Annotated in this window: 16 protein-coding genes; 6 read left to right on the top strand and 10 right to left on the bottom strand. The window is 59.4% G+C overall.

Annotated features, from left to right (window positions below; genetic code table 11):
* Position 1: 1 nt before the first annotated feature.
* Positions 2 to 895 (bottom strand): DMT family transporter, encoded by an 894-nt coding sequence (locus tag AC13RM_RS22940; RefSeq protein ID WP_440480015.1) that lies wholly within the window; start codon positions 893 to 895, stop codon positions 2 to 4.
* Between the two features lie 397 nt (positions 896 to 1,292).
* Between AC13RM_RS22940 and AC13RM_RS22935 the strand changes: the two genes are divergently transcribed.
* The 3 genes from AC13RM_RS22935 to AC13RM_RS22925 are packed head-to-tail and all read left to right on the top strand — an operon-like array spanning position 1,293 to position 4,484.
* Positions 1,293 to 2,702 (top strand): circularly permuted type 2 ATP-grasp protein, encoded by a 1,410-nt coding sequence (locus AC13RM_RS22935; RefSeq protein ID WP_113230066.1) that lies wholly within the window; start codon positions 1,293 to 1,295, stop codon positions 2,700 to 2,702.
* A gap of 6 nt (positions 2,703 to 2,708) precedes the next feature.
* Positions 2,709 to 3,650 carry an alpha-E domain-containing protein gene (locus AC13RM_RS22930; RefSeq protein ID WP_113230065.1) on the top strand — a complete coding sequence of 314 codons (942 nt, stop codon included), beginning with the start codon at positions 2,709 to 2,711 and terminating at the stop codon, positions 3,648 to 3,650.
* Positions 3,651 to 3,662: 12 nt separating this feature from the next.
* Entirely contained in the window at positions 3,663 to 4,484 is an 822-nt protein-coding gene (locus AC13RM_RS22925; RefSeq protein ID WP_488555591.1) for a transglutaminase family protein, read from the top strand.
* 7 nt (positions 4,485 to 4,491) lie between these two features.
* Here the strand turns inward: AC13RM_RS22925 and AC13RM_RS22920 are convergent, their stop codons facing one another.
* From AC13RM_RS22920 to chvE, 8 genes are all read right to left on the bottom strand, one after another.
* On the bottom strand, positions 4,492 to 4,902 hold the full coding sequence (locus tag AC13RM_RS22920) for a type II toxin-antitoxin system VapC family toxin (protein WP_488555590.1): 411 nt from the start codon (positions 4,900 to 4,902) through the stop codon (positions 4,492 to 4,494).
* On the bottom strand, positions 4,899 to 5,144 hold the full coding sequence (locus tag AC13RM_RS22915) for a type II toxin-antitoxin system prevent-host-death family antitoxin (RefSeq protein WP_113230062.1): 246 nt from the start codon (positions 5,142 to 5,144) through the stop codon (positions 4,899 to 4,901). The genes AC13RM_RS22920 and AC13RM_RS22915 overlap by 4 nt, the downstream gene beginning before the upstream one ends.
* Before the next feature lie 129 nt (positions 5,145 to 5,273).
* Positions 5,274 to 7,019: an L-arabinonate dehydratase gene (araD, locus tag AC13RM_RS22910; protein WP_113230061.1), complete on the bottom strand. Its 1,746-nt coding sequence runs from the start codon at positions 7,017 to 7,019 to the stop codon at positions 5,274 to 5,276.
* 62 nt (positions 7,020 to 7,081) lie between these two features.
* Entirely contained in the window at positions 7,082 to 8,515 is a 1,434-nt protein-coding gene (locus AC13RM_RS22905) for an aldehyde dehydrogenase family protein (protein ID WP_488555589.1), read from the bottom strand.
* A gap of 66 nt (positions 8,516 to 8,581) precedes the next feature.
* A complete protein-coding gene (araD1, locus tag AC13RM_RS22900) occupies positions 8,582 to 9,580 on the bottom strand; it encodes an AraD1 family protein (RefSeq protein WP_488555588.1) in 999 nt (332 codons plus the stop codon).
* A 116-nt stretch (positions 9,581 to 9,696) separates the two neighbouring features.
* Complete coding sequence (mmsB, locus tag AC13RM_RS22895; RefSeq protein WP_374815416.1) at positions 9,697 to 10,905, bottom strand: multiple monosaccharide ABC transporter permease; 1,209 nt, start codon at positions 10,903 to 10,905, stop codon at positions 9,697 to 9,699.
* Positions 10,902 to 12,440: a multiple monosaccharide ABC transporter ATP-binding protein gene (gene mmsA, locus AC13RM_RS22890; RefSeq protein ID WP_285173218.1), complete on the bottom strand. Its 1,539-nt coding sequence runs from the start codon at positions 12,438 to 12,440 to the stop codon at positions 10,902 to 10,904. The genes mmsB and mmsA overlap by 4 nt, the downstream gene beginning before the upstream one ends.
* 104 nt (positions 12,441 to 12,544) lie before the next feature.
* Entirely contained in the window at positions 12,545 to 13,609 is a 1,065-nt protein-coding gene (chvE, locus tag AC13RM_RS22885) for a multiple monosaccharide ABC transporter substrate-binding protein (protein WP_285173217.1), read from the bottom strand.
* Positions 13,610 to 13,883: 274 nt separating this feature from the next.
* On the opposite strand from chvE, the gene AC13RM_RS22880 reads away from it, so the two are divergent.
* Both AC13RM_RS22880 and AC13RM_RS22875 read left to right on the top strand, forming a co-directional pair.
* Complete coding sequence (locus AC13RM_RS22880; protein ID WP_374815419.1) at positions 13,884 to 14,891, top strand: LysR family transcriptional regulator; 1,008 nt, start codon at positions 13,884 to 13,886, stop codon at positions 14,889 to 14,891.
* Between the two features lie 61 nt (positions 14,892 to 14,952).
* Positions 14,953 to 15,426 (top strand): hypothetical protein, encoded by a 474-nt coding sequence (locus AC13RM_RS22875; protein WP_374815420.1) that lies wholly within the window; start codon positions 14,953 to 14,955, stop codon positions 15,424 to 15,426.
* On the opposite strand, the gene AC13RM_RS22870 is transcribed toward AC13RM_RS22875, so the two are convergent.
* Positions 15,427 to 15,693 (bottom strand): hypothetical protein, encoded by a 267-nt coding sequence (locus AC13RM_RS22870; protein ID WP_374815422.1) that lies wholly within the window; start codon positions 15,691 to 15,693, stop codon positions 15,427 to 15,429.
* A 230-nt stretch (positions 15,694 to 15,923) separates the two neighbouring features.
* On the opposite strand from AC13RM_RS22870, the gene iolG reads away from it, so the two are divergent.
* Positions 15,924 to 16,916: an inositol 2-dehydrogenase gene (gene iolG / locus AC13RM_RS22865; protein WP_374815424.1), complete on the top strand. Its 993-nt coding sequence runs from the start codon at positions 15,924 to 15,926 to the stop codon at positions 16,914 to 16,916.
* Positions 16,917 to 17,060 lie beyond the last annotated feature (144 nt).

The following is a 17,060-nucleotide window of genomic DNA, read 5'->3' as shown; positions in this document are numbered from 1 at the left end:
CCTATTCCGGCACCACATCCGCCTGACGCCTGTTGGTGAGATAAATACCGATCACCACAATCACGGTACCGACGATGATCGGCAGTGTCAGCGGCTCGCCGAAGGCGATGGCCGCCTCGATGGCGACGGCAGGCGGCATCAGGTAGATCAGCGATGCCGCGCGCGACACCTGCCCGCGGCGGATGAGATAGAGAAGCAGACCAACGGCGCCCATAGACAGGCCGAAGACCGACCAGAGCAGCGACAGGATCGCCGTCTGGGTGCCGTCGAAGCGCAGGCCTTCGAAAATGAAGGCGAGCGGCACGGTGACGATCAGCGCGCCGACATATTGCAAGGTCGCGATGGTTCTGAGGTCGCCAGTCTGCAGGTGCCGCTTCTGGTAGAGCGTGCCATAGGTCACCGAGACCATACCAAGCAGATTGACGACCAGGGGAATGGCAGATTGCCAGAGATTGGCCGTATCCGTTGTCAGAAGCTTCGGTGAGATCGCGATGGCAATACCGATGAAACCGAGCAGCAGGCCAACTTTCTGCGTCGGCTGCAGCCGCTCGCCGACGAGAAGCGGTGCGGCCATGGCGGTCATCAGCGGCTGCAGCGCCGCGATGATGCCGGAAATGCCGGCCGGCACGCCCTCGGCAATCGCCCACCAGAGACCCGCCAGATAGATGCCATGCAGGAAAATGCCGGAATAGATGGCTCGGAACACGCTCGACCAATCGCGCGGCCACCGGGCGCCGACGATCGAACAGAACAGCACGAAAGCAAGTGCCGACAGGCTGTAGCGGATCATCAGGAAGGTGAAAGGGCCTGCATGCAGCGAAGCATATTTGGCGACGATCCAGCCGGTGGACCAGAGAAGGACGAAGATCGCCGGCGCGAGTTTGTCGAGGGACATGGGAATCGGACCGATATATTTGGCGCTTGGGATCCGGAATCCTGGTCGACTCGGGGTGTCGCGCGGAGGGGTTGAAGGCTGATAGCCGATGGCGGTTGCGCGGTCAAAATCGATCTGCTGAAAATAGCAATCAATTTTTCTTCACGTCTGGCGAACCACCGCACTGGTTTCAGAAGCCTCAGCGGCCACCCAGGCGCTCAGTCCGCAAAAGAAGCAGATGCTCAAATTTTGATCCACAGATTGCGACAAGACCCGGCAGGCAGCACCTCCGCTCCTCCTAAATGCCTGTAAATCCGGCATTTTTCGATGGTGCGAAATTCGCGATGGCAACTGCGCATAGTTCTTGCATTGTAAAAACCATTGTATTCAAATGGGTAAAAACACGGGGACCGCACCTTTGGCATTTGATGAAATGATTACTGCGGATGAAAGTCCGCGCGCGCCTTACGAGAAATACTTCGAGTGGTACTCAGGCCAGGACAGGGGCCACCTCATTGCCAAATCCCGCGATGCGGAAACCATCTTCCGGAAGACGGGCATCACCTTCGCGGTCTACGGACACGCAGACTCCTCCGAAAAGCTCATCCCCTTCGACATTATCCCCCGCATCATATCAGGCCGCGAATGGCGCAAGCTCGCCCAGGGTATCGAACAGCGGGTCATCGCCCTCAATGCCTTCCTCCACGACATCTACCACAAGCAGGAAATCATCCGCGCCGGCCGCATCCCGCGCGAACTGATCGAGAAGAACGACGCCTTCCTGCCTGAAATGATCGGCTTCCGCCCGCCGGGCGGTGTCTACACCCATATCGTCGGCACCGACATCGTGCGCACCGGCGAGGACCAGTTCTATGTGCTCGAGGACAATGCCCGCACACCGTCCGGCGTCAGCTACATGCTGGAAAACCGCGAAACGATGATGCAGATGTTCCCCGAGCTGTTTCACCAGAACAAAGTGCAGCGCGTCGAGGACTATCCGCTGCTGCTGCGCCAGAGCCTGGCATCGCTCGCGCCTCCCGGCTGCACCGGCAAGCCGCGTGTTGCCGTACTGACGCCAGGCATCTACAACTCCGCCTATTACGAGCATTCCTTCCTCGCCGACATGATGGGCGTGGAACTAGTGGAAGGCTCGGATCTGCGCGTCATCGACGGCAAGGTGAAGATGCGCACGACGCGGGGCTATGAGGCGATCGACGTGCTCTACCGCCGCGTCGACGACGATTTCCTCGATCCCCTCACCTTCCGCCCGGATTCCGCGCTCGGCATCCCCGGTATCATGGATGTCTATCGCGCCGGCAATATCACCATCGCCAATGCACCCGGCACCGGCATTTCCGACGACAAGGCGATCTATTCCTACATGCCCGAAATCGTCGAATTCTACACCGGCCGCAAGCCGATCCTCGAAAACGTGCCGACATGGCGCTGTTCGGAGCCGGACAGCCTGCAATATGTGCTCGATAACCTCGCCGACCTCGTCGTCAAGGAAGTCCACGGCTCCGGCGGCTATGGCATGCTCGTCGGACCGACGGCCACGAAGAAGGAGCGGACGGCCTTTGCCGAGAAGCTCAAGAGCAAGCCGAACAACTACATCGCGCAGCCAACCCTTTCGCTGTCAACCGTGCCGATCCTCGTCAACAAGGGCATTGCCCCGCGGCACGTCGATCTGCGGCCGTATGTCCTCGTTTCCGACAAGGTGCGGATCATCCCCGGCGGGTTGACCCGCGTGGCGCTGAAGGAAGGCTCGCTGGTGGTCAACTCCAGCCAGGGCGGCGGCACCAAAGACACCTGGGTTCTGGAGGACTGATCGGACATGCTGGGAAGAACCGCGAATGGCCTCTACTGGATGTTCCGCTACATCGAGCGCGCCGAAAACATAGCCCGCCTTGTCGACGCCGGCCAGCGCATGTCGCTGACCCGCAGCGATGCCGTCGATGACGACTGGGACGGAGTCCTGCAAAGCGCCGGCGTACGCGAGGCCTACGATGAGGTGCATAACAAGCTGACCGGCGCCGACGCGATCGACTATCTGATGCGCGACCGCTCCAATCCGTCAAGCGTCATGTCCTGCATCGAATATGGCCGCAACAATGCCCGCATGGTGCGCACGGCGTTGACCCGCGACACCTGGGAAGCGACCAACGAATGCTGGATCGAGCTGAAGTCGATGCTCGGCCGTCGGCTCAAGACCGCGGAATTGCCCGAGATGATCGACGTCATCAAGCAGCGCGCCGGCTTGATCCGCGGCGCCTTCCACGGCTCGATGCTGCGCAACGAGCTCTATAACTTTGCCCGCATCGGCACCTTCATCGAGCGCGCCGACAACACGGCCCGCATTCTCGACGTGAAATATTACGTCCTATTGCCGTCCGTCTCGCATGTCGGCTCCTCGCTCGACAATGCCCAATGGGAATCGATCCTGCGCTCGGTTTCCGCGCACCGGGCCTATAAATGGGCTTACGATCCTGAATACAAGCCGGCAAACATCGCCGACTTTTTGATCCTCAATGGGCAGATGCCGCGTTCGCTCGCCTATTGCTATGAAAAGATCGTCAGCAATATCGGCTATCTCAGCGCCGAATATGAAAAAAAGCTGCCAGCGCACGATACGGCGGTAGCCATCCGCAAGTCGCTGCAAAAGCTGACGATCAAGCGCATCATGGACCAGGGCTTGCATGAGTTCCTCGAGGATTTCGTCGCACGCAACAACCAGTTGGGCGCCGAAATATCCGACGGCTACCGGTTCTACGAATAGGCGGGCGATATCATGAAACTGACCATCAGCCATATCACGGAATATCGCTACGACGAGCCGGCGCAATTTTCGCTGCAGCGGCTGCACCTCACGCCGCTGACGGGCGTTGGACAGACGGTCATCGACTGGAAACTCTCGGTCGAAGGCGCCAAGCCCGAGGTGGAATATGACGACCAGTTCGGCAATCGCGCCACGCTCGTTTCCCTCGACGGCCAACAGGATTCCACCAGGATCATCGCATCGGGCGAAGTTGAAACACAGGATCTGAACGGCGTGATCGGCCCACATGTCGGGTTCAGCCCGCTCTGGCTCTTCCTGCGGGATTCGCCGCGCACCAAAGCAGGCAAGCTCACGAAGGAGCTGTTGCGCGGCGTTTCCGGCGACAACGAGCTCGGCAAGATGCACGCGTTGATGAAGGCAATCCACGAGACCGTGGAATACAAGCCGGGCACCAGTGACACTGAAACGACAGCGGAGCAGGCATTGGAGGCAAAGAGCGGCGTCTGCCAGGACCACGCCCATATTTTCCTCGCCGGCGCCCGTGCGTTGCAGATCCCTGCCCGTTACGTCTCCGGCTACCTGATGATGGAAGGCAAGAACGAGCAGGCAGCCACGCATGCTTGGGCGGAAGCCCATATTCCCGGCCTCGGCTGGGTCGGCTTCGATCCAGCCAACGACGTCTGCCCCGACGCCCGCTACGTCCGCATCGCAACCGGCCTCTGCTATCGCGACGCCGCTCCCGTGTCCGGCATGCGGATCGGCACACCGGGCGAAACACTTACCGTCAAGGTATCGGTGGCAAGCCAGGGGCAGAGCCAGAGCCAGAGCCAATAGCCGCAATTCACCCGGCAGGGAAAACCTCGACATGGCCTTTGCCGCCATAGCGAAGGATTGCATCATCGGCTGTCAGTAGCGGAATACGATGAAAGCGCGCTGTTGCCACAATAATACGGTCTGCCGGATCGGCATGGAATTCACCCGGCAGCCGAACGCTATCCACTGCGATCTGTGGCTCTATGGGAGCTAGCTCCAAACCGGGTAAGGCGAGTGCTGTACCGAGCCAACGGCCGACGTCGTCACCAAGTGCAATGCGTCCCTTTTCCGCGAGCATGGCAATTTCCCAGGGAGTGATCGCCGAGATCAGAATGCGACTGCGCGCCGTCGTTTCATCGATAAGTTCACGAGCCGGAGCGCTCAGCCTCGGATCGTCATGCATAGCCCAGATCAGAACGTGCGTATCGATGACGATCAATGCGTCGCATCCCATTCTTCAGCATCGACAACAGGCAGAAACGGATCGTCATATTGGAGAACACTGCCCTTCATCGCGCCGATGATACTGGGGCGATTTGATTTCTCCGGCGCGGGGGCCAACAAAGCGACCGGCTTTCCACGCTTCGTAATGATAATGGGCTCTCCGTCGTTGCCCATTTGATCGATCAGATGAAGGCATTTCGCTTTGAATTCGGCGGCGCCGACAGATTTGACAGACATGGACACAACTCCCGTACAGATGTACATAAAATATGGTCATCTAAAGCGAGATGGTCAATACCACAAAGTGCGGGAATGAAGAAGGGGCGGAGCTTTCGCCCCGCCCCTATCAAACTCCAGACACCAATCTCAGTGGCTGTCGCGGTTGTTCGGGATTTCCGAGCCGCGCGGGCCGACAAGGAAGTCGAGGTCGGCGCCGGTGTCGGCCTGCATGACCGACTTCACGTAGAGGCCGCCATAGCCGCCGGCGAGCGGCTTGACCGGGGAAACCCACGCGGCGCGGCGCTTTGCCAGTTCCTCGTCCGAAACCTCGAGCTGGATGGTGCGGGCGGGAACGTCGACGGCGATGATGTCGCCGTTTTGAACCAGCGCCAGCGGACCGCCATCGGCAGCTTCCGGGGCGGTGTGCAGGATGACGGTGCCATAGGCCGTACCGGACATGCGCGCATCGGAAATGCGGATCATGTCGGTGATGCCCTTCTTCAGCACCTTCGGCGGCAGGCCCATGTTACCGACTTCGGCCATGCCCGGATAACCCTTCGGACCGCAATACTTCAGCACCATGATACAGTTCTCGTCGATATCGAGATCGTCACGGTTGATGCGGGCGTGGTAGTCCTCGATGCTCTCGAAGACCACGGCGCGGCCCTTGTGCTGCATCAGATGCGGCGAAGCGGCCGACGGCTTCAGGACGGCACCCTTCGGTGCGAGATTGCCGCGTAGAACGGCGATACCGCCCGACTGCGTCAGTGCCTTTTCCTTCGGGACGATAACGTCGTCATTGTAGTTGACGACATCCTTCACACCGGCCCAGATCGTGTCGCCCGTAACCGTGATGGCGTCCTTATGCAGCAGGCCCATTTCGCCAACCGCCTTGATGACGACGGGCAGACCGCCGGCATAGTAGAACTCTTCCATCAGGTGCTTGCCGGACGGCTGCAGGTTCACGATCGTCGGCACTTCGCGGCCGAGACGATCCCAATCGTCCAGCGAGAGATCGACACCGACGCGGCCGGCGAGCGCCAAAAGGTGCAGCACTGCATTGGTGGAGCCACCGACGGCGCCGTTGACGCGGATAGCATTCTCAAACGCTTCCTTGGTCAGGATGTCCGAAGGCTTCAGGTCCTCCTTGACCATATCGACGATGCGACGGCCTGACAGTTGCGAGATGACGCGGCGGCGCGCATCGACAGCCGGGATGGCGGCATTGCCCGGCAGTGTCATGCCGAGTGCTTCGGCCATCGACGCCATGGTCGAGGCCGTGCCCATGGTCATGCAGCTACCGGCCGAGCGGGCCATGCCCTGCTCCGCATCCATGAATTCATCCAGCGACATCTCACCGGACTTCACCATTTCCGAGAACTGCCAGATCGCCGTGCCGGAACCGACATCCTTGCCGCGCCACTTGCCGTTCAGCATCGGGCCGCCGGAAACGAGAATGACGGGGATGTCGACGGACGCCGCGCCCATCAACAGGCTCGGCGTGGTCTTGTCGCAACCGCCGAGCAGCACGACGCCATCGACCGGATTGCCGCGGATCGCTTCTTCCACGTCCATGGCGGCGAGGTTGCGGAACATCATCGCCGTCGGGCGCAGCGTGCTTTCGCCGACGGAGAAGACCGGGAATTCGACGGGGAAGCCGCCCGCCTCGTAGACACCGCGCTTCACGCGCTCTGCAAGATCGCGCAGATGCGCGTTGCAGGGCGTCAGTTCCGACCAGGTGTTACAGATGCCGATGATCGGACGGCCGTCGAACGTATCGGCCGGCAGGCCCTGGTTCTTCATCCAGGAGCGATGCATGATCGCATTCTTGCCTGTGCCGCCGAACCAGTCGTAAGAGCGCAGCTTGCGCGGCCATTCAGCTTTCTTTTTCATGTCTCAGTACCCTTTGCGTCGCCCAGGCCGCCTCGTTCGCGCCTGGACTTTGAAATCGATGATCAGGCGAGCGTGTAAGCCGTCTTGACGGTGGTGAAGAATTCGGCGGCATATTTGCCCTGCTCACGCGGACCGAAGGACGAGCCCTTGCGGCCGCCGAACGGCACGTGAAAATCGACGCCTGCCGTCGGCAGGTTGACCATCACCATGCCGGCTTCCGCATTGCGCTTGAAATGCGTCGCATGCTTCAGGCTCGTCGTGGCAATGCCCGAGGACAGGCCGAAGGGCGTGTCGTTGGCCGTGGCCAAGGCTTCCTCGTAATCCCTAACGCGGATGACGGAAGCAACCGGGCCGAAGATCTCTTCGCGGCTGATGCGCATCTGGTTCGTCGCTTCCGTGAAGAGCGTCGGCTGGAGGTAAAAGCCGGGTGTGTCGCGGTTGACGAGTTCGCCGCCGAAGGCAAGCTTGGCGCCTTCCTGCCGGCCGATCTCTATATAGTCGGTATCCGTCTTCAGCTGCTTGGCATCGACGACCGGGCCGATATGCGTGCCCGACTTCAACGCGTTATCGACGTTCAGCGTCTTCAGCTTTTCCGTCAGGGCGGCCACGAACCGGTCGTGAATGCCCTCGGTGACGATGAGACGCGACGAGGCCGTGCAGCGCTGGCCGGTCGAAAAGAAGGCGGAATTGGCAGCCGCCTCAACGGCAACAGTCAGATCGGCATCGTCAAGCACGACCATCGGGTTTTTACCGCCCATTTCCAGCTGATACTTGCGGCCATGCTCGACGGAGGACAGCGCCACGCGCTTGCCGGTGCCGACCGAACCGGTGAAGGTGATGCCGGAAAGAACCGGGCTGTCGAGCATTGCCTGGCCGACGACCGAACCCTTGCCCATGACGAGGTTCAACACGCCCTTCGGTAGGCCGGCGCGGTTGAGGATATCGACAATCGCCCAGGAACAGCCGGGCACCAGATCGGCCGGCTTGAAGACGACGGTGTTACCGTAGCAGAGCGCCGGCGCGATTTTCCAGGCGGGAATGGCGATCGGGAAGTTCCAAGGCGTGATGATGCCGATGACGCCGAGCTGCTCGCGGGTGATCTCGATACCGATGTTCGGGCGCACAGAAGGCACGACCTCGCCTGCCAGGCGCAGCGCCTCGCCGGCGAAGAAATCAAAAATCTGCGCGGCGCGGATCGTCTCGCCAATCGCCTCGGGCAAGGTCTTGCCTTCCTCGCGGGCCAGCAGCGCGCCGAGCTCGTCCTTGCGGGCGAGAATCTCGTCGCTGGTCTTTCTCAGGATGGAATGACGCTCGAGGATGCCGGAACGCGACCAGGCCGGAAAGGCGGCCTTGGCGGCAGCGATCGCATCCGCGACATCCTGCGTGCTTGCGCTCGCATAGAGGCCGACGACCTCGTTCGTATCCGACGGGTTGATGTTCTCGGTGCCGTTCGTCCCCGTCCACTCGCCGGCGATCAAGTTCTGATGAATGGTCATGGCGTCATGCCTTCCTGGATCGTATTGAAAATACCCGGCCGATCCCTGGCGGCCGGGCTCGATGCATTACAGCTGGCGAACAGCCACCTCTTCCTCTGCATCGACCGCGAGAGGATTGCGTAGCGGCAGACCGAATTCGCCAACTTCGATTTCGAAGACATCGCCGACTTCCGGCTTGATGCCCTCGGCGAACGAAAGCGTCGCCGTGCCGAACATGTGCACATGCACGTCGCCCGGAACACGGAAGATGCCGTACTTGAAGTGGTGATATTCAAGGTTCGCGAAGGTGTGCGACATGTTCGCTTCACCCGACAGGAACGGCTTTTCGAAGATCACCTTGTCGCCACGCTTGATGCGGGACGTGCCGCGAATGTCTTCCGGCGCCGCTCCGATGCGGATTTCCGGGCCGAAGCTTGCCGGACGCAGCTTGGAATGGGCGAGATAGAGATAGTTGATCCGTTCGGTGACGTGATCGGAAAATTCGTTCGACAGTGCAAAGCCGATGCGGAACGGCGTGCCATCCTTGGCGATGACATAGATACCAGCCATTTCCGGCTCTTCACCACCGTCAAGCGCGAAGGAAGGCGACACTAGCGCGGCACCCGGCGCCGCGGCGCCGTAACCGTTGCCCTTGTAGAACCATTCCGGCTGCACGCCCTTCTCGCCCGCCTTCGGCTTGCCGCCCTCGATGCCCATCTTGAACATCTTCATGGAGTCGGTCAGCGTCTCCTCAGCGGCTTCCGTCGTCTTCTTGTGCATGGAATCGCGCGTAGCCGCGGAACCCAGATGCGTCAGGCCCGTGCCGGTCAAGTGCAGATGTGCAGCATCGGGATGCGTGATCGGCGGCAGGAAGCGGCCTTCGGCATAGGCCTTGTCGAGATCGATTGACTCGCCGAAACCATGAGCCTCGATGACCGAAGCGAGCGACTTGCCGCTATCGGCAGCTTCGATCGCAAGCTTGTAGACGCTGCCGCCATTGACGACGGCCTTGGCAGCTTCGCCGGGTCCATTGCGGACCGCAACGACGATCTCGCCGTTCGAACCCTTGATCTGCGAGATGAGCATGTCTTTCATCCTTTCCTAACAGACAGAGATCGGATGCGTTCTACCGTTCCGGCGCTCAGCGAGAGCCGGACTCTGTCATGGATTTGGTTTTAAAAGCTGGGTTGATCGCTAAGCGATCAACCCTTGTTCTTGTTGTAGACGTCGATGAACACGGCGGCGAGCAGCACCGCACCCTTGATCATCTTCTGCGAGTCCGTCTGGTAGCCGAGAATCGACATGCCCTGGTTCAAGACACCCATGATCAAAGCGCCGATGACGGCACCCGTTACCTTGCCGACGCCGCCGGAGGCCGAAGCGCCGCCGATGAAGCAGGCTGCGATGACGTCGAGTTCGAGGCCGTCACCGCCCTTCGCGGTTGCCGAATTCAGGCGCGTCGCGATGATGATACCGGCGATGCTCGCCAGGATGCCCATGTTGATGAAGGTGTAGAAGGTCAGGCGGCGGGTATCGATACCCGAGAGCTTCGTCGCCTTCTCATTGCCGCCCATGGCATAGATGCGGCGGCCGATCGTCGTACGCTGTGTGGCGAAGCTGTAGAGCGCGATCAAAAGCAGCATGAGAACCAGAACGTTCGGCAAGCCCCTGTAGGAGGAGATCTGATAGCCGATGAAGATGGCGGCGGCGGCAACAACCAGATTTTGGGCGACGAAAAAGCTGAACGGCTCGACATCGATACCGTGCTTTTCGTTGACGGTGCGGCGGCGCCATGACAGCAGGAACATGACGATCGGGATGGCGACCGTCAGCAGGATCGACGTCGAATGGATACCGCCCATATCGACGAAATCCGGGATGAAGCCCGTTGCAACGATCTGGAATGCCGGCGGGAACGGACCGATGCTGCTGCCGTTACCGGTCGTATTGATGATCGTATAGGTCAGGCCGCGGAAAACCAGCATGCCCGACAATGTCACGATGAACGACGGAATGCGGTGATAGGCGATGAAATATCCGTGCCAGGCGCCGACCGCGGCACCCATCAGCAGACAAATGACCGTCGCGAGCGCGAGATTCATATGCATCTGCACGACAAGGACGCCCGCTACCGCCCCGACGAAACCGACGACGGAGCCAACGGAAAGGTCGATATGGCCGGCCACGATAACAAGCAGCATGCCGAGCGCCATGATGACGATGAACGAGTTCTGCAGCACGATGTTGGTCAGGTTCTGCGGCCTGAAGAGAACGCCGTTCGTCAAGTACTGAAACAGCAGCATGATGACGACGAGCGCGATCAACATGCCGTATTCCCGGATGTTGTTGCGGATATGGTCGCCGATCGAAACGACGTGGCTGCTTTCTGTGGCTGGGTTGGCCGAACTCATTGTTGTTTCTCCCCTGAGCGCATGATAGCGCGCATGATGCTCTCCTGGCTTGCCTCTGCCTTCGGCAGTTCAGCTACGATGCGACCTTCGTTCATGACGTAGATGCGGTCGCACGTGCCGAGAAGCTCGGGCATTTCCGATGAAATCATCAGAACGCCCTTTCCGTCGGCGGCAAGCTGGTTGATGATGGAATAGATTTCATATTTGGCGCCGACGTCGATGCCGCGTGTGGGCTCATCGAGAATCAGAACGTCCGGGTTCGAGAACAGCCATTTCGACAGCACCACCTTCTGCTGGTTGCCGCCGGAGAGGTTGCCCGCTTCCTGGAAGACACCGGACGAACGGATGCGCAGCTTGGAGCGATAGTTCGTCGCCACCTGCAACTCGCGCACATCGTCGATGACGGTCGCCTTGGAAACGCCAAGCAGATTGGCAAGCGTCGTGTTGTGCAGGATGCTGTTGGTCAGAACCAAGCCGAGCTGCTTGCGGTCTTCGGTCACATAGGCAAGACCGGCATCGATCGCCTTGCGCACCGTGCTGGTATCGACCAGCTTGCCCTCGAGGAAGACTTCGCCGCTGATCTTGTGGCCATAGGATTTGCCGAAGACGCTCATGGCGAATTCAGTGCGGCCTGCGCCCATCAGGCCGGCAATGCCGACCACTTCGCCCTTGCGCACATTGATGTTGATATTGTGCAGGACCTGGCGATCACGATGCTGCTGATGGAAAGCGTTCCAGTTCTTAACTTCGAAGATCGTTTCGCCGATCGGCACCGAGCGCGGCGGATAGCGGTCAGCCAGCTCGCGGCCAACCATGTTGCGAATGATAATGTCTTCGCTGATCTCTTCCTCGTGACAGTCCAGCGCCTTCACCGTCATGCCGTCGCGCAACACCGTGATCTGGTCGGCCACCTTGCGCACTTCGTTGAGCTTGTGCGTGATGATGATCGACGTGATGCCTTGGTTGCGGAATTCCATGAGGAGATTGAGCAGAGCATCGGAGTCGTTTTCATTGAGCGATGCCGTCGGCTCGTCGAGAATGAGCAGCTTGACGCTCTTCGACAGGGCCTTCGCAATCTCGACGAGCTGCTGCTTGCCGACACCGATGTCGGTCACGAGCGTATTCGGAGATTCCTTGAGGCCCACTTTGGAGAGAAGCTGTTTGGTCCGGCCGAAGGTTTCCTGCCAATTGATCATGCCATTGGCGACAACTTCATTGCCGAGGAAGATATTTTCGGCAATCGACAGGAGCGGAACGAGCGCCAGCTCCTGGTGAATGATGATGATGCCGATGTCTTCGGAATCCCTGATGGTCTTGAACTGACGGACCGCCCCATCGTAATAGATGTCGCCGTCGTAAGTGCCGGCCGGATAGACACCCGATAGCACCTTCATGAGGGTAGATTTGCCGGCTCCGTTTTCGCCGACCAAAGCATGAATCTCACCCTGACGGACTTTCAGATTGACATTTTCCAAAGCGTTCACACCGGGGAACGACTTGGTTATGTTCCGCATTTCGAGAATGGTATTGTCCATTGTCCGTATCCAACGCCGCGATCAAACATAGCAGACCGCGCGATCGTCTTAAATATCAAAGCCAGGGCTCGCATTGAGCGAGCCCTGACCGCTATGTCGGAAGATTACTTCAGCTGATCAGCCTTGTAGTAACCGCCCTCGACGAGAACCTTCTCGTAGTTGGTCTTGTCGACTGCGACCGGGGTCAGCAGGTAGGACGGAACAACCTTGACACCGTTGTCGTAGGTCTTCGTGTCGTTGACTTCAGGCGTCTTGCCTTCCATCAGGGCGTTGACCATGTTGACGGTGACCTTGGCGAGGTCACGGGTGTCCTTGAAGATCGTCGAATGCTGTTCGCCAGCAATGATCGACTTGACCGACGGAATTTCGGAATCCTGACCGGTGACGATCGGAAGCTTCACGCCGCCGGAACCGTAGCCGACGCCCTTGAGTGCGGAAAGGATACCGATCGACAGACCGTCATACGGAGACAGAACGGCATCGACGTGACTATCGGTGTAGTAGGCCGACAGCAGGTTATCCATACGAGCCTGGGCCGTTGCCGGATCCCAACGCAGCGTACCGACCTTGTCCATGCCCATCTGGCCGGACTTTACGACCAGCTTGCCGCTGTCGATATACGGCTTCAAGACCGACATTGCGCCATCATAGAAGAAGAAGGCGTTGTTGTCGTCCGGAGAACCGCCGAACAGCTCGATGTTGAACGGGCCCTTGCCATCCTTGAGGCCGAGAGCGTCGACGATCGAGCCAGCCTGCAGGACGCCGACCTTGAAGTTGTCGAAGGTCGCATAGTAGTCGACATTGCCGCTGTTGCGGATCAGGCGGTCATAGGCAATGACCTTGATGCCGGCATCGTGAGCCTTCTGCAGGACGTCCGACAGCGTGGTACCGTCGATCGAAGCGATGACGAGGACCTTGTCGCCCTTGGTGACCATGTTCTCGATCTGCGAGAGCTGGTTCGGAATGTCGTCGTCGCCATACTGCAGGTCGGTGCCGTAACCGGCAGCCTGGAGCTGCTTGACGATGTTGTTGCCGTCATCGATCCAGCGTGCCGAAGCCTTGGTCGGCATGGCGATGCCTACCGTGCCCTTGTCCGCCGCGAAGGCAGGTACCACCAGCGTAGCGACGCCGAACGCAGCGCCGGCCATCAATGAGATAATGGATTTCATTACTCTCTCCCTTGTTGTTAAATGCGGCGGACAAAAAATGCCCGCCCGAAACTGCGGCAGGTTCCGTAGAAGGAATGATTTACTTCTAATTGTGAGAAACGAAGTAGGTCTCCTCCACGCTCTCACGGTTTATGAGCTGTACCCAGCGCACAATCGGCAAACTCGTACGATTTCGTATAACTGTCAAATAGAATAACTGGCTAAATATATACCAAGCTTGGTATAATGTTAAAAAATAGTACTTTTTTGCCGATGAAGGGGAAAATTGGCCGTTATGGAGAAAATATATAACGATTATGTGAGCGATGGCATTGAGATTCATTCCGACAGTTTTCGCGACGATGCGTTGTTGAAAGCCGGTTTGAAGCTCAATCACCTGCGCATGATCGTCACGATCGAGGATCACGGGCAAATTTCAGCGGCCGCTGAGTCCATGAACATGTCACAACCTGCGGCTTCACGCATGCTCTCAGAAATGGAGTCGATTGTCAAAAGCCCGCTTTACGAGCGTGTCGCCAGAGGCGTCGTCTTGACCCCTTTTGGCCTCGCTTTGGCCAAGCGGGCGCGCAAGATCCTGCTGGAGCTGCGCGAGGCGGGTCGGGAGCTTGGAGCCCTACGGACAGGCAGGGGCGGCTCGGTCTTTCTGGGGGCGGTGACCGCGCCTGCGATTAGCCTTGTCGTCCCGGCGATCCAGCGCGTGACACGCACCTATCCCGGCATAGAGATCAATATCGAGGTCGAGAACAGCAATGTGCTCGCGCGCGAGCTGCTGGCGGCTCGCCACGATTTCATCATCAGCCGCATCCCGGACGATCTCGATCCGCGCCTGTTCACGGCCCATGAGATCGGTGTCGAAAAAGCCTGCCTGGTGGTTCGCAACGGCCATCCGCTGCTCGATAAGGGCGTTGCCGGCCTGCATGATTTGGCCGGTTACGACTGGGTATTCCAGCCGCCGGGCACGCTGCTTCGTCGCAAGGTGGAAGACATTTTCCTTGCTGCCGGCGTGCCCTTGCCGGAAAACGTCGTCAACACCTCGTCTCTGCTTCTGACGCTTGCGGTCGTCTGCAAGACGGATGCAATCGCGCCGATTGCGCTCGACATGGCGCAATTCATCTGCGGGCAGACCTCCCAGGCGGGCGAATCCTCCATCCTGCCGATCGATTTCGATATCGATGTAAGGCCCTATAGCCTCATCACCGCCCGCGAACGCGCCATGCCGCCGAGCGCGCGGCTGCTGCACGACATGATCCTGGAAGAGAGCCGGCATCTCTCGCTGACATAAATGCAAACCATAAGCTCCGCGCCAACTTCCTCTCCTATGAAGCTTGGCGTGGAGACCACACATGCTGTTCAAGCAATCATTGTTTCAATCCGTGCTCGATCGCCTCGACGGTGAAGAGGAAGCTGCGGAACAGGAAGAGGCCGCGCATCGCATCCGCGGTCTGAACGTCAGCTTTGCCGCAACGGTGCTAGGCGGCGAGACGCCGGACACCCACCGGCCAGACGAAGCCTACCGCGACAATCTCGGCGATCCCGTCATCTTGCCGGGCCCGGACCCGGAGCCCGAACCCGCTCCGCAAAAGCCGGAGCTGCCGATCATGCCAGAACATCTGGCACGAACATCGCGGGAAGAGGTTGCCGCCGAGCTCGCAATCACCTCCGACCTCACACGCGAAGCTCTGCAGGAAAAACGCCGCAGCTTCGCCAAGGCCAACCACCCCGACAGCGTCATCGCCCTCTTCCGCGAACAGGCGACGATCCGCATGACGCTAGCCAACCAGCTGATCGACGAAGCCATACGCCGCCTCGGACGATGATTATTTCTTGTCCTCGGAGGGCGGCTCATCATCCTCGGCGGCATCGTCTTGCGCGGGCGCATCGCTGGTTGCTGCTGCAGGCGGTTGCGGCTTGAAATTCAAGAGCAGCATCCACGCCGAATAGGCGCCGAGCGCGCCCGACAGCATCGCCCAGAATGGCTGTGAGCCAAGCGTTTCCACCGCTGCCCAGCCAAAGCAGACAGCCACGATGAGAATGCGTACCCAAAGCGGCTTGTAGATGGGATGGCTGGGATCGATCAGTTGCATGGGTCTCTTTTGCCTGTTCAAGAAGACATGTCTTTAACGCATCATCGGGAAAATTGTGAAGCCGTCTGCATAAAATAAGGTTTCGCGGACGGATTTCGGCTAAGCCGCCATCGAACGGCGATTTTGAGATTGTGAAGTCCAGGCGGCTTGACGCCGCCATCGGAAAATGGAATGAAAATTCCATAGGGATTTACATTCGGTCCATTTATTCCGAATCCAGGGAGGTAAAAATGACTGTCAGATTTGGTCTGCTCGGCGCCGGACGCATTGGTAAGGTGCATGCGAAAGCCGTCAGCGGCGATGCCAATGCCAAGCTCGTCGCCGTCGCGGATGCCTTTCCGGCGGCCGCGGAAGCCATCTCCGCTGCCTATGGCTGCGAAGTGCGCACCATCGAGGCGATCGAGGCCGCCAAGGATATCGATGCCGTCGTCATCTGCACGCCGACCGATACCCATGCCGATCTGATCGAGCGCTTCTCCCGCGCAGGTAAGGCCATCTTCTGCGAAAAGCCTGTCGATCTCGACGTTGCTCGTGTCCAAGCCTGCATCAAGGTCGTCAATGAGACCAACGGCAAGCTGATGGTCGGCTTCAACCGCCGCTTCGACCCACATTTCATGGCTGTCAAGAAAGCCATCGACGAAGGCCGCATCGGAACGGTCGAAATGGTGACGATCACCTCGCGCGATCCGGGCGCGCCGCCCGTCGATTACATCAAGCGCTCCGGCGGCATCTTCCGCGACATGACGATCCATGACTTCGACATGGCGCGCTTCCTCCTCGGCGAAGAGCCCGTCGCCGTCACTGCAACTGCCGCCGTTCTGGTCGACAAGGCAATCGGCGAAGCCGGCGATTACGACAGCGTTTCTGTCATCCTCCAGACGGCATCTGGCAAGCAGGCAATCATATCCAACTCGCGTCGCGCCACCTACGGCTACGATCAGCGCATCGAGATCCATGGCTCGAAGGGCCTGGTTTCGGCTGAAAACCAGCGCCCCTTCTCCATCGAAGTCGCCAACGGCGATGGCTACACCCGCCCGCCGCTGCATGATTTCTTCATGACGCGCTACACCGAAGCCTATGCCAACGAGATCGCAAGCTTCATCGCCGCGATCGAAAAGGGCGCCACCATCACACCATCGGGTGCCGATGGTCTTGCCGCGCTGAAGCTGGCGGATGCTGCCCTGCAGTCGGTCAAGGAAGGCCGTCTGGTAAAGATCGACTGAGCCGTCTCCATTCCGCAAGGAATGTGATCCTCCCAAAAGTCCGCCGCGATTTCCATTCGCGGCGGACTTTTTCTTTGGCGCGATCCGGAACTCCCATAGAGACCTGGATGGAACCTCTTGCGAATCACATAAGTCCATGCTTAT

This window comes from Martinezella sp. CNPSo 3732, from assembly GCF_057784515.1.
The sequence above is the reverse complement of the archived record's forward strand: the minus strand, read 5'-3'. Positions and strand labels throughout refer to the sequence as shown.